The organism is Chromobacterium amazonense (genome assembly GCF_001855565.1).
Classification (GTDB): Bacteria; Pseudomonadota; Gammaproteobacteria; order Burkholderiales; family Chromobacteriaceae; genus Chromobacterium; species Chromobacterium amazonense.
In genome coordinates this window covers 280,875-298,262 of the sequence record NZ_MKCR01000033.1, presented here as the reverse complement: position 1 = coordinate 298,262, position 17,388 = coordinate 280,875, and the positions used below count along the sequence as shown (strand labels likewise).

The following is a 17,388-nucleotide window of genomic DNA, read 5'->3' as shown; positions in this document are numbered from 1 at the left end:
AGATGACGATGGCGGTCTGCCGCGCCATGACCGCGCTGGCGCAAAACCGACCGGCCGACGCGCTGGCGCAGCTGCAGGCGGTGGCCGAGTCGCTGCGCGCCCGCGAGACCGATTTTTCCTGCGCCCAGCGCTTTCTCTCCGCCGCAGTGCGGCTGCCGCCGGAACAGAGCGGCGAGCTGCCGCCGCAATGGGCGCACAGCATAGGCCTGCGCTTCGCCGACGGCCGCCACGAGCTGGGCACGCTGCTGGAAATCGCCCACAAGCATCCGGCCTGCCACGAAGCCATCCAGACCGCCTACGACACGCTGCAAACCGAGAGCAACAAGGCGGTGGAGCTGGCCAGCAACGGCATGCTGGAAGAAGCGGCCGCCATGCTGTACCTGCTGTCGCAGAAAACCTTGAACGAACGGATCAGCATGAACGCCTGCGCGCTGCTGCTTCGCACCTGCGAAACCCGCAGCAAGGCCAAGCAGCCGTTCCCCGAAGAGGAAAAACAGGTGCAACAGCTGCTGCACTGGCTGCCGGAAGAAAACGACCGGGTGCGCGGCTTCGTGAAGCGCCACCAGGCGCTGAACCCAGACCTCGAATAAGCGTCCGCTCAAATGAGGACAAGCAGCGCCTAAACTGAACCCATGCCACGGCCGCGCTGATGCGGCCTATCCGCCATCCCAACAGCGCTGTCGCGAGACCCAATATGGCATTCGATGAAAACACCACGGTCCTGATCGTCGAAGACGCCCTCACCATGGCCCAGGGCATGCGCGCCATCCTGGCCATGGCCGGCGTCACCCAAACCGAAACCGCCAGCAACGCCTCCGACGCGCAAGGCCGGCTGCGCGGCCGGCGCTACGACGTCGTGCTGTGCGACTACAACCTGGGACACGGCATGAACGGCCAGGAGCTGCTGGAGGCGATGCGCAAGACCGGCGCGCTGTCGCTATCCACGCTGTGGGTGATGATCACCGGCGAACGCCACTACGGCCAGGTGATGAGCGCCGCCGAAATGACTCCGGACGACTACGTGCTCAAGCCGTTCACCGCCCAGCAGCTGCTTGACCGGCTGGAGGCCGCGGCGCGGCGCAAGGCCTGGCTGACGCCGGCGCACAAGCTGCTCGACAAGGGCAGGGCGGAGCAGGCGATCCAGACGCTGCTGGACCTAGCGCAGCAGGCGCAGAGCCGCCAGCAGCGTCTGGACGCGCTGCGGCTGTGCGGCGAGCTGCAAACGCGCGAGGGGCAGTACGAGGCGGCGCTGGAGCTGTACCGCGCCGTGCTGGCCCAAGCCGATCTGCCCTGGGCCAAGATGGGCGTGGCGCGCATCCTGGCGGAGCAGGGCGACGGCGCCGGCTCCAGCGCGCTGCTGGACCAGGTCCTCGCCGCCGCGCCGCGCTACACCGAGGCCTACGACCTGCTGGCGCAAAACCTGGTCGACGACGGCGACTACGCCCAAGCCTCCACCGTGCTGGAAAAAGCCGTGGCCTTGTCGCCGCGCAACTTCCAGCGCCTGCACTGCTTCGGCACCGCGCTGTTGCGCAGCGGCGAAGCGACCCGCGCGGTGGAGCCGCTGCAAAGAGCGGTGGACATCGGCCGCAACAACAGCTTCTTCGGCCCCGAGGCGATGGTGGATCTGCTGCAGGCCCGCTGCGTCAGCGGCCAGACCCAGCAGCTGGACCGGCTGCAGAGCGACATCGCCGCCCGCCAGGAAGAATTGACCGGCGGCCCGCTGACCATGGCGGTATGCCGCGCGCTGGCAGCGCTGGCCCAGCAACGGCCGGCCCTGGCGCTAGAGCAGCTGCGGGAGGCAGCGCAATGGCTGCTGGCGCCGGAAGTGGACTTCAACAGCGCGCAGCGCTTCCTGTCCGCCGCGGTCCAACTGGCGCCGAGCGAAGGCGGCGAGCAGACGCCGCAATGGGCGCGGCTGATCGGCCTGCGCTTTGCCGATGGCCGCCACGAACTGGGCACGCTGCAGGAAATCGCCCAGGCGCAGTCGGCCTGCGGCGAGGCCATCGCCCAAGCCTACGCCGAATTGCAAGAGCATAGCCGCGCCGCATTGGCGCAAGCCAACCAGGGCGAGCTGGAGCAAGCGGCGCGCATGCTGCACCGCGAAGCGATGCGCACCCTGAACAGCCGGCTGGGCCACTACGGCTGCGCCATGCTGCTGCGCATCGCGGAAAACCGGCGCGAAGCCGGCCAGCCCAAGGGCTGGGAAATGGACTCGCTGGACGAGCTGCTGGCCTGGCTGCCGCAGAACAACGAGCGGGCGCGCGGCTTCGTCAAGCGGCGCCAGGCGCTGCTGGGTCCGGGCGATTGAGCTTTCCTCGCCTGTCTGCCGCCGCAAGCGTGCCTGGCAGCGGCTGGGCGGCGGCCGCCTACTGCCTGCCCGCCAGCTGCATCTGACGCTGGCCTTCCTGGGCGAGGTGACGCCGCTGCACTTGCAAAGGGCCGCCGACTGAGCCGCCCGCCATTACCGGCTGGATGGCTGGCCGCGGCCGGCGTTCGTCACGCCGGCTTCACCGGCGGGGGATTAGAGCCAGGCGCCTGGTCCCAGCGCGCGGCGGCGGTTTCGTCGCTGGCCTTGGCGTCCACCCAATGGCGGCTGCCGTCGGCCAGGATCTCGCACTTCCAGAACGGCGCCTGCCGTTTCAGGTAATCCATCAGAAACGAGGCGGCCTCGAAAGCGTCGCGCCTGTGGCCGCTGGCCGTCACCACAAGCACGATATTGTCGCCCAGCGCCAGCCGGCCCACGCGATGGATCAGCGTCACGCCTTTCAAGGACCAGCGCAGGCGCGCCTCGCGCACGATGTCGGCCAGCGCCTTCTCGGTCATGCCCGGATAATGCTCCAGCTCCAGCGCCACCACGTCCTGACGGTCGCCGTAATCGCGCACCAGGCCGGTGAAGCTGACCACGGCGCCGCAGGCCGGATTGGCCGACCAACGCCTGACCTCGGCCCCGACGTCGAAATCCTCGCCCTGCACCCGGATGTGGTTGACCGCCATCTCAGCCCCCGGTGACCGGCGGAAACACCGCCACTTCGTCGCCGTCGGCCAGCGGCGTGTCCAGTCTGGCCATCTCCTGGTTCACCGCCACGCGGAATACCTTGTCCGCCGCCAGTTCCTGCGCCCAGACATGGCCGCGTTGGCGCAATTCGGTCAACAGCTCCGCCACGCTGGCGGCATCGCTGTCCAGTTGCTCGCTCTCCACGCCCAGCGTCTCGCGCAGACGGGCGAAATACAGCAGGTTCAGTTTCATGAATTTCCCCATGCGGGCTGCCTTGCTCATGGCAGCAGTGTAAGCAAACTGCCAGCAAGGGGAAAGCATGCAGGTCAAGGCTTGGGCGGACGGTCCCGCAGCGGGTCGAACCACATGGACTTGTCCGTCAACGGCGCGTCTGACGGCAGCAGGGGATTCGGCAGCGAAATCAAACGGCGATCGCGCAAGGCGGCCTGACGCAATACTTCGCCATGGTATTTCCAGAAAATTTCGTCGAAACTGCCATTGGCCCGCATCCGCGCCAGGCCTAGCTTGAGCCGCTGCGCCAGCTTTGGATTGGCGCGGTTGCAAAAAAAATAATAAGGCCACGGATAGTAGAACACCAGCCGCTGCTCCACCGCCAGATGGGGGTATTGGCGAAAGTAGCGTCGATATTCGTCGAAAACCTCCAACACGCTGCGCGGATACAGGTCAAACCGGCCCAGCATGAGCATGCCGAACAGGCTTTGGTACCTGCCGAATACCAGCGGAATGCCCGCCGCGCGGTAGACCTCGACATCCCCCCAATCCTTGCCCTGTCCTATGCGCCAATGTTTGAGGTCGGCGGCGGCCTGGATGGCGTCGAAAGCCGACTGCCGCCGGCCGTCGATCAGGGCGATGCGGTAACCAAGCAGCCCCTTGCGCAAATCGATGCGCACCGGCAGCAAATCGCGCTCGCGCTGCTCGGAGGTGGATGACCAGATGACATCGACGTCGCCGCGACGCAGCTCAGTCTGAGCGCGGTCTTCCTCCATCACCCATTTGCTCGGCTCCAGACGGAATGTGCCATATTGGTCTTCCGTTTGCTGCAATGCGGTTTGCAGCAGCTCGCGGATATCCTCATAGCGCATATCTCCGGGCGCGCTGGCAGGATACACAATCACGGTGTCGCTGGCGGCAAAGACCAGCGCGCTCCATCCAGCCAGCAGCAAGCCTCTCCACATTTCAGCCTCGGCGATCGTTTCTCGACGCTATCAATGTAGCTGCCCGCTACCGAATTCACGAGCAGGACGTCTATTTCAGCCGATCCGCGGGAAACAAGGCGCAAAAAAAACCCGCCTCGCGGGCGGGTCGGGTAAGCCGTATGGCAGGACAGTCGCATTGCGGACTGGGCTGCATACAATCCCTTTTCCTGAAATGACAATTGAATTATCACAGATCATCACTTCAGGTGACAAGAGCTTTTACACTGTTCTTACAAACAGTTGTCGCAGCTTGTCACAGGACTCAGCGCACGATTTGCGCCAGCTCGCCTTTCAGGTACTTGTCGGCCATCGCGTCCAGGCTGATCGGCTTGATCTTGCTGGCCATGCCTGCCGCGCCAAACGCCTCGTAGCGGGCGATGCAGACATCGCGCATCGCTTCGATGGTTTTGGCCAAATATTTGCGCGGGTCGAATTCGGCCGGGTTCTTGGCCATGAACTGGCGGATGGCGCCGGTGGAGGCCAGACGCAGGTCGGTGTCGATGTTGACCTTGCGCACGCCGTGCTTGATGCCTTCGACGATTTCCTCAACCGGCACGCCGTAGGTTTCGCCCAGATCGCCGCCGTACTGGTTGATGATCTGCAGCCATTCCTGCGGCACGCTGGAGGAGCCGTGCATCACCAAGTGGGTGTTGGGGATGCGGGCGTGGATTTCCTTGATGCGGTCGATGCGCAGCACGTCGCCGGTGGGCTTCTTGGTGAACTTGTAGGCGCCGTGGCTGGTGCCGATGGCGATGGCCAGGGCGTCCACGCCGGTGTCCTTGACGAAGCGGGCGGCTTCTTCCGGATCGGTCAGCAGTTGGCTGTGATCCAGCACGCCAGCGGCGCCGACGCCGTCTTCCTCGCCGGCCATGCCGGTTTCCAGGCTGCCCAGGCAGCCGATTTCGCCTTCCACCGACACGCCGCAAGCGTGGGCGAAGCTGACCACGGTGCGGGTGACGCCGACGTTGTAGTCATAGTCGGCCGGGGTCTTGCCGTCGGACTTCAGCGAGCCGTCCATCATCACCGAGGAGAAGCCCAGCTGGATGGAACGCTGACAGACGTCCGGGCTCACGCCGTGGTCCTGGTGCATCACCACCGGGATGTGCGGGAATTCTTCCACCGCGGCCAGGATCATGTGGCGCAGGAAGGGCGCGCCTGCGTATTTGCGGGCGCCGGCGGAAGCCTGCACGATCACCGGGGCGTTCACCTTGTCGGCGGCCTCCATGATGGCGCGCATCTGCTCCAGGTTGTTGACGTTGAAGGCCGGCAGGCCGTAGCTGAATTCAGCCGCGTGATCCAGCAGCTGGCGCATGGAAACGAGTGCCATGAATCTCTCCCTCGTGAGCCCCGCCGTGGCGGGGCCAGTTCGAAAAAAACGGCTGGCGATGGCGAATCGGCAGCCGTGATGGTTACTGTCTGGACAAGCCGGTCAGCAGCACGCCGGCACCGATGAAGGCGCCGCCGCTGAAGCGGTTGACCATCCGCAGCCGGCTCGCGCTGTTCAACCAGCGCGCCAGCCGGGCGCCGCTGCTGGCGTAAGTCAGCTGCCAGCAGGACTCGATCAGGTAAAACGTGGCCGCCAGGATGGCCAGCTGCGGCCCCTGCGGCTGGTGCGCGTTCATGAACTGCGGGAACAGCGCGGTAAAGAAGATGAAGGCCTTGGGGTTGCTCATCGCCACCAGAAAGCCATGGCGGAACAAAGCCCACGGACCATGCTTGCCGCTGTCGTCCTCGCGCAGCTCGGCCACCGGTTGCGGCAGGCTGCGCCAGGTTTTGACGCCCAGATACACCAGATACAGCGCGCCGGCGTACTTGACGATGGAGAACAGCAACTCCGAGGTGGCCAGCAGCGCGCCCAGGCCGGCCACCGAGCCGGCCATAATCAGGCCCAGAGCCGTCATCAGGCCCAGGCAAGTCATCAGCGTGCGGCGCACGCCGTAATGGATGCCGTGCGTCATCGCCAGCAGCATATTGGGGCCGGGGGTGGCGGAGACGAAAAAGACGGTCGTGACGAACAACAGCCAGGTTTGCAAAGACATCACGTTCTCCTGGTGGGGGGATACCCGCCAGTATAACGGAGCGACCGGGTCAGGCGGCGGCTCATCTCACATCCTGTCTTTGCCAACATATCGTCATCCGCAAGCGCCATGGCGGCAAAAGCCGCCATGGCGTCTCCCGTTTAGTGGGCGCGCTCGGCCAGAATCGCCACCGCCGGCAGTTCCTTGCCTTCCAGGAATTCCAGGAAGGCGCCGCCGCCGGTGGAGATGTAGCTGATGTCGTCGGTGATGCCGTACTTGGCGATGGCCGCCAGCGTGTCGCCGCCGCCGGCGATCGAGAACGCCTTGGACTGGGCGATGGCTTGGGCCAAAGTCTTGGTGCCGTTGCCGAACTGGTCGAACTCGAACACGCCGACCGGGCCGTTCCACACCACGGTGCCGGCCTGGGCGATGATGGCGGCCAGCTGTTTGGCGGAATCGGGGCCGATGTCCAGGATCATGTCGTCGGCGGTCACTTCGCCCACCGGCTTGGTGACGGCGGCGGCGGTTTCGGCGAATTCCTTGGCGCACACCACGTCGCTCGGCAGCGGCACGTCGCCGCCGCGGGCGCGTATCTTGGCGATCACGCGCTTGGCGTCTTCCACCAGCTCGGCTTCGGCCAGCGATTTGCCGATGGCCTTGCCTTCCGCCAGCAGGAAGGTGTTGGCGATGCCGCCGCCCACGATCAGCTGGTCCACCTTGTCGGCCAGCGCTTCCAGGATGGTCAGCTTGGTCGATACCTTGGAGCCGGCGACGATGGCCACCATCGGGCGGGCCGGCGCCTGCAGCGCCTTGCCCAGCGCGTCCAGCTCGGCCGACAGCAACAGGCCGGCGCAGGCCACCGGGGCGAACTTGGCCACGGCGTGGGTGGAGGCCTCGGCGCGGTGCGCGGTGCCGAAAGCGTCATGCACGAACACGTCGCACAGGGCGGCGTAGGCGCGGCCCAGCTCTTCGTTGTTCTTCTTCTCGCCCTTGTTCAGGCGCACGTTTTCCAGCATCACCACTTCGCCCGGGGCCAGTTCGACGCCGTTGTGGAAATCGGCTTGCAGGCGCACCGGCTTGCCCAGCAGCTCGGACAGGCGGGCCACCACCGGCGCCAGGCTGTCTTCCGGCTTCGGCTCGCCTTCGGTGGGACGGCCCAGGTGGGTCATCAGCATCACGCCGGCGCCGGCCTTCAGGCAGTGCTCGATGGTGGGCAGGCTGGCGCGGATGCGGGTATCTTCGCCGATCACGCCGTTTTTCAGCGGAACGTTCATGTCGACGCGGATCAGAACGCGCTTGCCGGAAAGATTCTGCTCGGAGAGTTTGTTGAATTTCATCGCTTCACTCACTCAGGTTTGGATGCGGGACGATCCGGCAAGCAGCCAGTGGCTTGCGGAACGGGATAAGGCGAAACCGCGGACGATACCCGGCGCGCTGTTGCAAAATTTCCCACCGCGGCGCAAGGCCGCGGGCGGATGGATCTGGCGCGCCCGGCGCTCGCCCCTATCCGGCAGTGTATGCCGATTCAGCGGCGTCACTTTAACACCAATCAAATTTCTTGCGCGCGCCATGTAACAAAACAACAGCGCGTTTGGCATGCGGCCGAGGTTTTCCGTAGGGCGGAAGCCCGGCCTGGCCGGGCGTTCCGCCGCGCCCATCGTTACCATCCGAGCCAACTGGCCCCGCGACAAGATGGCGGATCGCCCCTAGCGGGGCATCCGCCCTACGGCTGGATCAGCACTGGAACATCGCGCGCGCGGTGCGCAGCATCTGGCAGCTGAAGCCCCACTCGTTGTCGTACCAGGCCAGCACCTTGACCAGATTGCCGCCGGTCACCTTGGTCAGCGTGGCGTCGAAGGTCGACGCTTCTTCAGTGTGGTTGAAATCGCCGGACACCAAGGGCAGGGTGTTGAAGCCCAGGATGCCCTTCATCGCGCCATTGGCAGCGCCCTGCAGGATCTCGTTGACTTCGTCCTTGCAGGTATCGCGCATGGCGGTGAAGGTCAGGTCCACCAGCGACACATTGATGGTGGGCACGCGCACGGCGAAGCCGTCCAGCTTGCCCTTCAGCTCCGGCAGCACCAGGCCGACGGCCTTGGCGGCGCCGGTCTTGGTGGGAATCATATTGTCGGTGGCGGAGCGGGCGCGGCGCAGGTCCTTGTGCTTCACATCCGTCAGCACCTGATCGTTGGTGAAGGCGTGGATGGTGGTCATCAGGCCCTTCTTGATGCCCAGCGCGTCGTGCAGCGCTTTGGCCACCGGGGCCAGGCAGTTGGTGGTGCAGCTGGCGTTGGACACCACGGTCATCTCCGGCGTCAGCACCTCATGGTTCACGCCATAGACGATGGTGGCGTCGACGTCGTCGCCGCCCGGCGCGGAAATCAACACCTTCTTGGCGCCGGCGTTCAAGTGCGCCTGGCACTTTTCCTTGCTGGTGAAGGCGCCGGTGCACTCCAGCACCAGGTCCACCTCCAGCGCGCGCCACGGCAGCTCGGCCGGGTTGCGCGTGCTGAAGAACGGTATCTTGTCGCCATTGAGGATCAAGTGTTCGCCGTCCTGCTCCACGGTGCCGGGGAAGCGGCCGTGCACGGTGTCGAATTGGGTCAGGTGGGCATTGATGGCAAGGTCGCCGGAAGCGTTCACGGCCACCACCTTGAAATCGTCGTGCAACTTGTTTTCGTAGATGGCGCGCAAAACTTGGCGGCCAATGCGGCCGTAACCGTTGATGGCGAGGCGGATGGTCATGCTTCTCTCTTCTCCAGATGCTTTTTGTAGTGCGGCGACTACATGACGCGGCAAAAAAAGACCACCGCGTCGCCGCGGTGGTCTGTCGACTGCTTAACGCAACACGGAGCGGGTCTTGGCGACCACGTTCTCCACGGTGAAGCCGAATTCCTTGAACAGCTGGCCAGCCGGGGCCGATTCGCCGAAGTGGTCGATGCCCACCACTTCGCCTTCCAGGCCGACATACTTGCGCCAGAAATCGCCATGGCCGGCTTCGATGGCCACGCGCGGCAAGCCCGCCGGCAGCACGCTCTGCTGCCAGGCCTTGTCCTGCGCGTCGAACACATTGGTGCAAGGCATGGACACCACGCGCACCGGCACGCCTTCGGCGGCCAGCGTTTCCTGCGCCTTCAGAGCCAGCTCCACTTCGGAGCCGGTGGCGATCAGCACGGCCTTGGCGCCGGCCGCGTCGCGCAGCACGTAGCCGCCCTTGCGGATGGCGGCGATCTGCGCCGCGTCGCGGGACACGAACGGCAGGTTCTGCCGGCTCAGCACCAGGCTGCTCGGGGTGGTCTTTTGCTCGATGGCGTGCGCCCAGGCCACCGCGGCCTCCACGGTGTCGCACGGACGCCAGGTGTGGTGGTTGGGGATGTAGCGCAGGGTGGCGGTCTGCTCCACCGGCTGGTGGGTGGGGCCGTCTTCGCCCAGGCCGATCGAATCGTGGGTGAACACGAAGATCGGATTGATCTTCATCAGCGAGGCCATGCGCAGCGCGTTGCGGGCGTACTCGCTGAACATCAGGAAGGTGCCGCCGTACGGGCGCAGGCCGCCGTGCAGGGTCATGCCGTTCATGATGGCGGCCATGCCGAATTCGCGCACGCCGTAGCTGATGTAGTTGCCCTGGCCTTCGCGGTTGATCCACTTGGAGCCGGAGCAGTTGGTCAGGTTGGAGCCGGTCAGGTCGGCGGAGCCGCCGACGAACTCCGGCAGCAGCGGCGACAGCGCTTCCAGCGCGATCTGGCTTGCCTTGCGGGTGGCCACGGTCTGGGCGGCGTCGTTGATCTTGGCGATGGCGGCGGCCTGAGCCTCCACCCAGCCTTGCGGCAGCTCGCCCTTCATGCGGCGCTCGAACTCGGCGGCCAGCTCCGGATGCGCGGCGCGGTAGGCGTCGAAGCGCTTGTTCCATTCGATCTCGGCCACGGCGCCCTGGTCGCGGGCGCTCCACTCGGCATAGATCTCGGCCGGAATCTCAAACGGCGCGTGCGGCCATTTCAGCAGTTCGCGCGCGGCGGCGATTTCGGCCGCGCCCAACGGCGCGCCGTGGCAGTCGTGGCTGCCCTGCTTGGTGGGGGCGCCAAAACCAATGGTAGTCTTGCAGCAGATCAGCGTCGGCTTGTCGGCGCTCTGCTTGGCGGTGGCGATGGCGGTGGCGATTTCCACCGGATCGTGGCCGTTGACGTTACGGATCACTTGCCAGCCGTAGGCTTCGAAACGGGCCGGGGTGTCGTCGCTGAACCAGCCTTCGACGTGGCCGTCGATGGAGATGCCGTTGTCGTCCCAGAAGGCGATCAGCTTGTTCAGGCCCCAGGTGCCGGCCAGCGAGCAGGCCTCGTGGCTGATGCCCTCCATCAGGCAACCATCGCCCATGAACACATAGGTGTGGTGATCGACGATGGCGTGGCCGTCGCGGTTGAACTGGGCGGCCAGCATTTTCTCGGCCATCGCCATGCCCACGGCGTTGGTGATGCCCTGGCCCAGCGGGCCGGTGGTGGTTTCGATGCCCGGCGCGTAACCGTACTCCGGATGGCCCGGCGTCTTGGAGTGCAGTTGGCGGAAGTTCTTGAGGTCGTCGATGGAAAGGTCGTAGCCGGTCAGGTGCAGCAAGCTGTAGATCAGCATCGAGCCGTGGCCGTTGGAGAGTACGAAGCGGTCGCGGTCGGCCCAAGACGGGTTGGCCGGATTGTGCTTCAGGTGATCGCGCCACAGGACTTCGGCGATGTCTGCCATGCCCATCGGGGCGCCCGGATGGCCGGATTTGGCTTTTTCCACGGCGTCCATGGCCAGGAAGCGGATGGCGTTGGCAAGCTCGGTGCGGGTAACCATTTCGGTAAAACCTCAAGACTATTGGGAACCGGAACGACGGTTCTTCCATCCGCTCGATGCTGCTGGCGACATGGGTAAACCGTCGCAAAACCGCCGGATTATCGCCGATTTTGGCACTTTCCGGCAACCAGCCATCCCACACACAAATTGAGTAGAATCAAGCAGAACCATGTACAGAAGGCATGGTCTAGCCTTCTTTTCCCCAAATCCGGCGCCGCGTGCGCCGCAACGGAGACCGAATATGCAGTCATTCGACACCCCGCCCCCAGCCCGCAAAGTGGGCGCCGGCCGCGGCTGGCGCTGGTGCGTGGAAGCGTTTTACATCGTGCGCGAGCAGCCCCTGACCTGGGTGCTGCTGACCCTGGTCTACTTGATGATTCATTTTGTGATCAACCTGGTGCCGTTCATCGGCGGCCTGATCGGCGCCGTCATCGGCCCGGTGTTCGCCGGCGCTTTCGTGATGGCCGCGCGCAAGTCTGAACGCGGCGAAGAGCTGGAGCTGGGCGACCTGTTCGCGGGCTTCCGCCTGATGCCCGGCCCGCTGCTGCAGGTGGGCGCGATATTCTTCGCGCTGATGGCGGCGGCGATGCTGATCGTCGGCATGGCCGGGGTGTCCACCGGGATGATGAGCGGTATGGCGAGCGGCCATCTCGCCATCGATGGCAAGCCGGCCGCGGCCGGCGGCTTCGTCGCCGTGTTGCTGCTGATGATGTCGCTGGTGATGTTCGTGGTCAGCCTCAGCTACTGGTTCGCCCCGTCGCTGGTGGCGCTGGAAAATGTCTCGCCGTGGCAGGCCATTCTGGCCAGCCTGCGCGCCGGCCTGTCCAACTGGCTGCCGATGCTGGTGGCCGGCCTGGTGCTGGGCCTGTTGTTGATTCCGGCCATGCTGACGCTGGGCCTGGGCCTGCTGTTGTGGTGCCCCATCGCCTTCGTCACCGCCTACACCAGCTGGAAGGACGTGTTCGGCCAGCCGCAGCCTGCCGCCCAGTTGTAAGCAGGAGCGGCATAGGAAAACGGGCAGCGGGCGTGAGCCGCTGCCCGTTTTGCTTGCCTGGTCAGCGTTCGACGATGGCCAGCGCGAAGCCGTCATGCCCCTTGGCGCCCACGGTCTGCACCGCGGTGGCGGACATTCTCGGATCGGCCCCCATCAGCTCGATGAAGCGGCGTATGCCCTGGATGGCCGGGTCTGCGCTGGTCGCATCCGCCACCGCGCCGCCGCGCGCGACGTTGTCGCCAACAATGACCGTGCCGGGGCGCGACAGCTGCAGCGCCAGCTCCAGATAGACCGGATTGTTCGGCTTGTCGGCGTCGATGAAGATGAAATCAAACGGCGCCGCGCCTTGCGCGATCAGCCGCTGCAGCGAATCCGCCGCCGCGCCCTGCAGAATGTCCACCTTGTCCGCCACGCCGGCCCGTTTGAGGTTGGCGGCGGCGATCTCGACATGCTTCGGCTCGAACTCCAGCGTCACCAGCCTGCCGTCCGCCGGCAAGGCGCGCGCCAGCCAGATGGTGCTGTAGCCGCCCAAGGTACCGATCTCCAGAATCCGCTTCGCGCCATGGATGCGGGCCAGCAAGTTCAAGAACTTGCCCTGATTCGGCGCCACGCTGATCGCCGGCAGCCCGGCAGCCGCGCTGTCGGCCAGCGCCGCTTCCAGCGCGGCGTCTTGCTGCACCAACGCCGCGCCGTAGTAGTCATCCAGAGCGGTCCATCGTGCGTCGTGCATCTCATTCTCCTAGGTGGGGGGCGGCCTGCTTGAAGCAGGCTTGCAAACCGAAAAGGGACCGCGCTCAGGCCACGCCTTCGCCGCCGTGGGCGCGGTAGGCCGGCCGCTGGCGCAAACGCTCGAAATAAGCCTCGGTCTTCGGCAGCGCCGGCTTGTCGAACGGGGTCAGCAACCAGCGCTGGACGGACACCCCCAGCACGATGTCGGCCAGAGTGAAGGTCTCGCCCAGAATCCAGCGTTCGCCGAGCTGCGACTCCAGCAGCGCCATCTGCTTTTTCCAAGCCTCCACGCTTTCGGCGATGCGCGCCGGATCCTGGTGGTCCGGACTGTTGCGGCTCAGCGCGTGGAAGGCATACATCCAGCTGCCGTTCAGCTCGCTGAGCTGCCAATCCATCCATTTTTCGACTTGGGCGCGCAGGGCGGCTTCCTGCGGCAACAGATCATGGCGGCCATGTTTGGCGGCCAGGTAGCGGCAGATGGTGTTCGATTCGGACAGCGCGGTGTCGCCGTCGACCAGCGCCGGGACTTGCGCGAAGGGGTTCAGCGCCAGAAATTCAGGATCGGTCACCGGCCGGAAGCCGCGTCCCCAGTCCTCGCGTTGGTAGTCGAGGCCGATTTCATGACAGGTCCACAGCACCTTGCGGACATTGATGGAGTTGGCGCGGCCGAGCAGGCGGAGCATGGGGTCATCCTGAAGGAAGAAGTGGGATGAACAGCATACCACCCGCCATGCCAAATGTTTATTTTGGCCATTTAACAGTGTGTTCTGCTCAACGCGACAGCCTGTCAAATCGCACGGTCATCCGTGGACGGGACTTCAGCCGGCAGCTTGACGGATGAGCAAGGAACGCCATCCGCCGCCCTCCAGAACAGGGCGGCCGCGGCGAGCGGCCTTAACCGTCCTCCAGCCCGGCGCGCAGCAAGCGGGCGTGCAGCACCATGTTTTCCAGCGTCAGCCGGGCGGTGGCGGCCAGATACACCAGCATGCGCTTGGCCTCGTCCGGTTCTTCGGCGCGGAAAACCAGTTCCCGCTCTAACAGCGAATCGACGATCAGCTCGCGCAAGTTTTGTTCATCAAACGGCAGGTCGGCGTAGTCTATCGGATCCTCCGCCTCCACATCCTGCATCAGGCACAGCAGGTTTTCACGGCTGAGCGCGTCCATGGCTTTCCCCTCCTGTCGCATAACCGTCACGAGACTGTCATTTTGAGTGTAGCGGGTTTGCCGGGCCTAGGGGCTGTTGACGTTTGGTGAGTGGATCGCGTTTGCGCCGATTTGGGCCGGAAGCAAGGCGCACAGTCCGACGCATAGTCATTCTATGCAAGGGCTGGGCAACGTGGCTTCCGGCCCAAAGCGGCCAAACCCGTAGGGCCGGGTGCCTTTCGCGCCGACTCTTCGTTGTTCCGCGCTGGCAGAGAATGACTATGCGGCGCGCGAAACGCCTCGATTCGGAGCAAAACGCATCCCGGCGCGACCGATCACCAAACGTCAACAGCCCATAGTGACTGTTGACATTTGCCGCGCCCACGCCCAACGTCCATCTCCGCCAAAGTTCCAGCGATTCCGTCGTACGTAAGGCCAGCTGCCCAGTTCAGGTTTCGCGGCTATGGTCGCAAACGGCCATCCGGCCTTGCACCGCACGCTCATAACGATGAGGAGCCCGGCATGAAACCGTTCATTTCCATTATCTCCCTGATCTCCCTGCTTGCCGCTGGTCCCGCCATGGCGGCCCAAGCGACGCAGGATGACAGCCTGCGCCTGGCCGCCAGCCGGGCCCTGCTGCGGACACAGCCGCTGGCCAGCGGCTCCCAAATGGACACGCTGGTGGAAACCAATCGCGCAACGCCGGACCAAGTCTGGGTACTCGGCTCGGCCACCCAGCCGCTGCCCACGCAAATGACCGGCGAAGACCGCGTGCCGGTGTCACGCCTGTTCATGGCCCGACGCCAAGCGGAAGGCTGGCAGCTGGCGCTGGATGACGATCCGCGTTTCGCCGAGTTATTGGAGCAAGCGCCAGCCGGTTGGCTAAGCGAGGCGGAAAAGCGCGCCTGGCGCAGCCAACTGGCGCAATCCAAACGGCTGGCGCCGGAAAACACCGGCCTGGGTTTGCCCTGGCGCGCCGGCGCGGCCTGGAGCATGACCGGCGGGCCGCATGGCTACAGCGGCGAAAGCCAGCCCTATGACTCCATCGACTTTGCCGGCGGCGATGGCAAGGTGCTGGCGCCGCAAGCCGGCGTGATCTACAAAAGCTGCGTGCGCAACGGCAGCGCGCTGGTGAAACTGGTGCATGACAATGGCTATTCCACTACCTACTACCACATGATCAATCTGACTTCCGTGCCAGACGGCCAACGGCTGGACAAGGGCGCGTATCTGGGGACCATAGGCAACGGCCTGCCCTGCGGCGGCAGCACCACCGGGCCGCACGTCCATTTTTCGCTGATTCATCAGGGGCAGGCCGAGCCAGTCAACCGCAAGCGTCTGGGCGGCTGGCAGTTCTTTGCCGGCAACCGCGCCTATCAGGGCTATGCGCAACGCGATGGCAACCGGGTGAACGTAGGCGGCCGGCTGGTGCATTACCATGACGGCGCGGAACCCGCGCCGCCGTCTCCGCAGCCAGGCGGCTTCAGCGGCGTGGCCACGCCCAAAGCCGGAAACAGCCATGTCAACTTGCGCACCTCGCCCAGCCTCGGCGCGCCAATCGGCGGCAAGGCCAAGCGCGGCGAAAGCGTGGCGCTGGTTTGCCATGTCCGCGCCGAGCCGGTGGACGGCGTCTGGGGCAGAACCGACATCTGGAACCAGACCTCGGCCGGTCTGTGGGTCAGCGATGGCTTCGTCGACACCGGCAGCAATCAAGCGGTGGCGCCGCTGTGCCCGGCATCGCAGCGTCCCTGGTAAGCGCGTGGGCTAGCGCGAAGCGGCTGCCTCAGGGCGTCGGCAACTTATCCACACCAAGCCACAAAATCATCTTTTATCCACAATGCGTCTGCGGCCAGCGGTCGCGCCAAGCAAAACGGGCAAGCGCGCGGTAGCGATTGCCCGTTCTTGGATGACCGTTCCGCGCAGCGGAACCGGCGGAACGCCCGGCGCAGCCGGGCTTCCGCCCTACCTCACAGCAGCACTACGTCGAACTGCTCCTGCGTGTAGCTCGATTCCACCGACAGCGACACCGGCTTGCCGATGAAGTCCACCAGCATGGCCAGGCTCTGCGACTCCTCGTCCAGGAACATGTCGATCACCGATTGCGCGGCCAGGATGCGATAGCTCTTGGCGTCGTACTGCCGCGCCTCGCGCACGATCTCGCGCTGGATCTCGTAGCACACCGTCTGCGCGGTCTTGATCTCGCCGCGGCCCTGGCAGGTGGGGCAGGGTTCGCACAGCACATGGGCCAGGCTTTCGCGGGTGCGCTTGCGGGTGATTTCCACCAGCCCCAGGCTGGTGAAGCCGTTCAGCGTCACCCGGGTGCGGTCCCGCGCCATGGCCTTGGCCAGCTCGGACAGCACCGCCGCCTGGTGTTCGTCGCTGTCCATGTCGATGAAATCGACGATGACGATGCCGCCCAGATTGCGCAGCCGCAGCTGGCGGGCGATGACCTGGGTGGCCTCCAGATTGGTCTTGAAAATGGTTTCGTCGAAGTTGCGGTTGCCGACGAAGCCGCCGGTGTTGACGTCTATCGTCGTCATCGCCTCGGTCTGGTCGATGATCAGATAGCCGCCGAACTTCAGGTTGACGCGGCGCGCCAAGGCTTTGTCGATCTCGGCCTCGATGCCGTGCAGCTCGAACAGCGGCCGCTCGCCGGCGTAGCGCTCGATCTTGTCGACGGCGATCTGCACGTATTGTTCGGCGAACTCCACCATGCGGCTGTAATTCTCGTTGGAATCCACCAGCACTTTTTCGGTGTAGCCGCTGACCATGTCGCGCAGCACGCGCACCGCCAGCGGCAAGTCGTCGTACAGCAGGCTTTGCGCCGGCAGCGTCTGCGACTTCTGCTTGATGTCGGTCCACAGCTTGGACAGGTACTCGACGTCGGCGGCCAGCTCGTCGTCGCGCGCGGTTTCGGCGCTGGTGCGGATGATGTAGCCCCTGGGGCTGCCGGCCGGCAGCAGCTTCTCCAGCCGCGCCTTCAGGTTGTGGCGCTCGCTGTCGCTTTCTATCTTTTGCGACACGCCGATGTGCTCTTCCTGCGGCAGATGCACCAGGAAACGGCCGGCCAGCGAGATCTGCGTCGACAGCCGCGCGCCCTTGGTGCCGATCGGGTCCTTGATCACCTGCACCAGCACGGTCTGGCCTTCGAACAGCATCTTCTCGATGCGCTGCGGCTCGGTCGGATGCTGGCGCTGCTCCAGCACGTCGGCGATGTGCAGGAAGGCGGCGCGCTCCAGGCCGATCTCGATGAAGGCGCTCTGCATGCCCGGCAGCACGCGTTTCACCTGGCCCAGGTAGATATTGCCGACGATGCCGCGGCTGGCGGCGCGCTCGACGTGCAATTCCTGCACCACGCCTTCTTCCAGCACGGCGACGCGGGTTTCCTGCGGCGTGATATTGACCAGTATCTGTTCCTGCGGGCGCGGCAGGTCGCGCGGCAGGGCTATCGATTGATGCAGCATG

Annotated in this window: 15 protein-coding genes and 1 pseudogene; 4 read left to right on the top strand and 12 right to left on the bottom strand. The window is 65.2% G+C overall.

The annotated features are described in order from the left end of the window. Nucleotides 1–590: pseudogene (locus BI343_RS18280) on the top strand (response regulator); the annotation flags it as partial. 104 nt (nucleotides 591–694) lie between these two features. Beyond that, entirely contained in the window at nucleotides 695–2,308 is a 1,614-nt protein-coding gene (locus BI343_RS18275) for a response regulator (protein WP_071110785.1), read from the top strand. A gap of 188 nt (nucleotides 2,309–2,496) precedes the next feature. Here the strand turns inward: BI343_RS18275 and moaE are convergent, their stop codons facing one another. The 8 genes from moaE to tkt form a co-directional block, all read right to left on the bottom strand. Beyond that, a complete protein-coding gene (moaE, locus tag BI343_RS18270) occupies nucleotides 2,497–2,994 on the bottom strand; it encodes a molybdopterin synthase catalytic subunit MoaE (protein ID WP_071110784.1) in 498 nt (165 codons plus the stop codon). Nucleotide 2,995: 1 nt separating this feature from the next. Next, nucleotides 2,996–3,247: a molybdopterin converting factor subunit 1 gene (gene moaD / locus BI343_RS18265; protein WP_071110813.1), complete on the bottom strand. Its 252-nt coding sequence runs from the start codon at nucleotides 3,245–3,247 to the stop codon at nucleotides 2,996–2,998. A 74-nt stretch (nucleotides 3,248–3,321) separates the two neighbouring features. Then, nucleotides 3,322–4,179: a substrate-binding periplasmic protein gene (locus BI343_RS18260; protein WP_169829046.1), complete on the bottom strand. Its 858-nt coding sequence runs from the start codon at nucleotides 4,177–4,179 to the stop codon at nucleotides 3,322–3,324. 295 nt (nucleotides 4,180–4,474) lie between these two features. Beyond that, nucleotides 4,475–5,539 (bottom strand): class II fructose-bisphosphate aldolase, encoded by a 1,065-nt coding sequence (gene fba, locus BI343_RS18255; protein ID WP_043627725.1) that lies wholly within the window; start codon nucleotides 5,537–5,539, stop codon nucleotides 4,475–4,477. 82 nt (nucleotides 5,540–5,621) lie between these two features. Further along, entirely contained in the window at nucleotides 5,622–6,251 is a 630-nt protein-coding gene (locus BI343_RS18250) for a LysE family translocator (RefSeq protein WP_043627727.1), read from the bottom strand. A gap of 140 nt (nucleotides 6,252–6,391) precedes the next feature. After that, entirely contained in the window at nucleotides 6,392–7,567 is a 1,176-nt protein-coding gene (locus BI343_RS18245; protein ID WP_071110782.1) for a phosphoglycerate kinase, read from the bottom strand. 397 nt (nucleotides 7,568–7,964) lie between these two features. Continuing rightward, the gene (gene gap, locus BI343_RS18240; RefSeq protein ID WP_071110781.1) at nucleotides 7,965–8,975 is read right to left on the bottom strand and encodes a type I glyceraldehyde-3-phosphate dehydrogenase; all 1,011 of its coding nucleotides are present in this window, start codon (nucleotides 8,973–8,975) and stop codon (nucleotides 7,965–7,967) included. A gap of 93 nt (nucleotides 8,976–9,068) precedes the next feature. Continuing rightward, the gene (gene tkt / locus BI343_RS18235) at nucleotides 9,069–11,057 is read right to left on the bottom strand and encodes a transketolase (protein WP_071110780.1); all 1,989 of its coding nucleotides are present in this window, start codon (nucleotides 11,055–11,057) and stop codon (nucleotides 9,069–9,071) included. Nucleotides 11,058–11,298: 241 nt separating this feature from the next. On the opposite strand from tkt, the gene BI343_RS18230 reads away from it, so the two are divergent. Further along, nucleotides 11,299–12,051: a BPSS1780 family membrane protein gene (locus BI343_RS18230; RefSeq protein ID WP_043627734.1), complete on the top strand. Its 753-nt coding sequence runs from the start codon at nucleotides 11,299–11,301 to the stop codon at nucleotides 12,049–12,051. Nucleotides 12,052–12,112: 61 nt separating this feature from the next. Here the strand turns inward: BI343_RS18230 and BI343_RS18225 are convergent, their stop codons facing one another. The 3 genes from BI343_RS18225 to BI343_RS18215 form a co-directional block, all read right to left on the bottom strand. Next, nucleotides 12,113–12,781, bottom strand: coding sequence for an O-methyltransferase (locus BI343_RS18225; protein ID WP_071110779.1), 669 nt, complete (start codon nucleotides 12,779–12,781; stop codon nucleotides 12,113–12,115). 64 nt (nucleotides 12,782–12,845) lie between these two features. Next, on the bottom strand, nucleotides 12,846–13,463 hold the full coding sequence (locus BI343_RS18220; protein WP_071110778.1) for a glutathione S-transferase family protein: 618 nt from the start codon (nucleotides 13,461–13,463) through the stop codon (nucleotides 12,846–12,848). 211 nt (nucleotides 13,464–13,674) lie between these two features. Next, entirely contained in the window at nucleotides 13,675–13,944 is a 270-nt protein-coding gene (locus BI343_RS18215) for a hypothetical protein (protein WP_071110777.1), read from the bottom strand. Nucleotides 13,945–14,445: 501 nt separating this feature from the next. On the opposite strand from BI343_RS18215, the gene BI343_RS18210 reads away from it, so the two are divergent. Then, entirely contained in the window at nucleotides 14,446–15,678 is a 1,233-nt protein-coding gene (locus BI343_RS18210; protein ID WP_071110776.1) for a M23 family metallopeptidase, read from the top strand. A gap of 212 nt (nucleotides 15,679–15,890) precedes the next feature. Here BI343_RS18210 and rng read toward each other — a convergent pair whose 3' ends face one another. Then, nucleotides 15,891–17,387, bottom strand: coding sequence for a ribonuclease G (gene rng, locus BI343_RS18205; RefSeq protein ID WP_043627741.1), 1,497 nt, complete (start codon nucleotides 17,385–17,387; stop codon nucleotides 15,891–15,893). Nucleotide 17,388 lies beyond the last annotated feature (1 nt).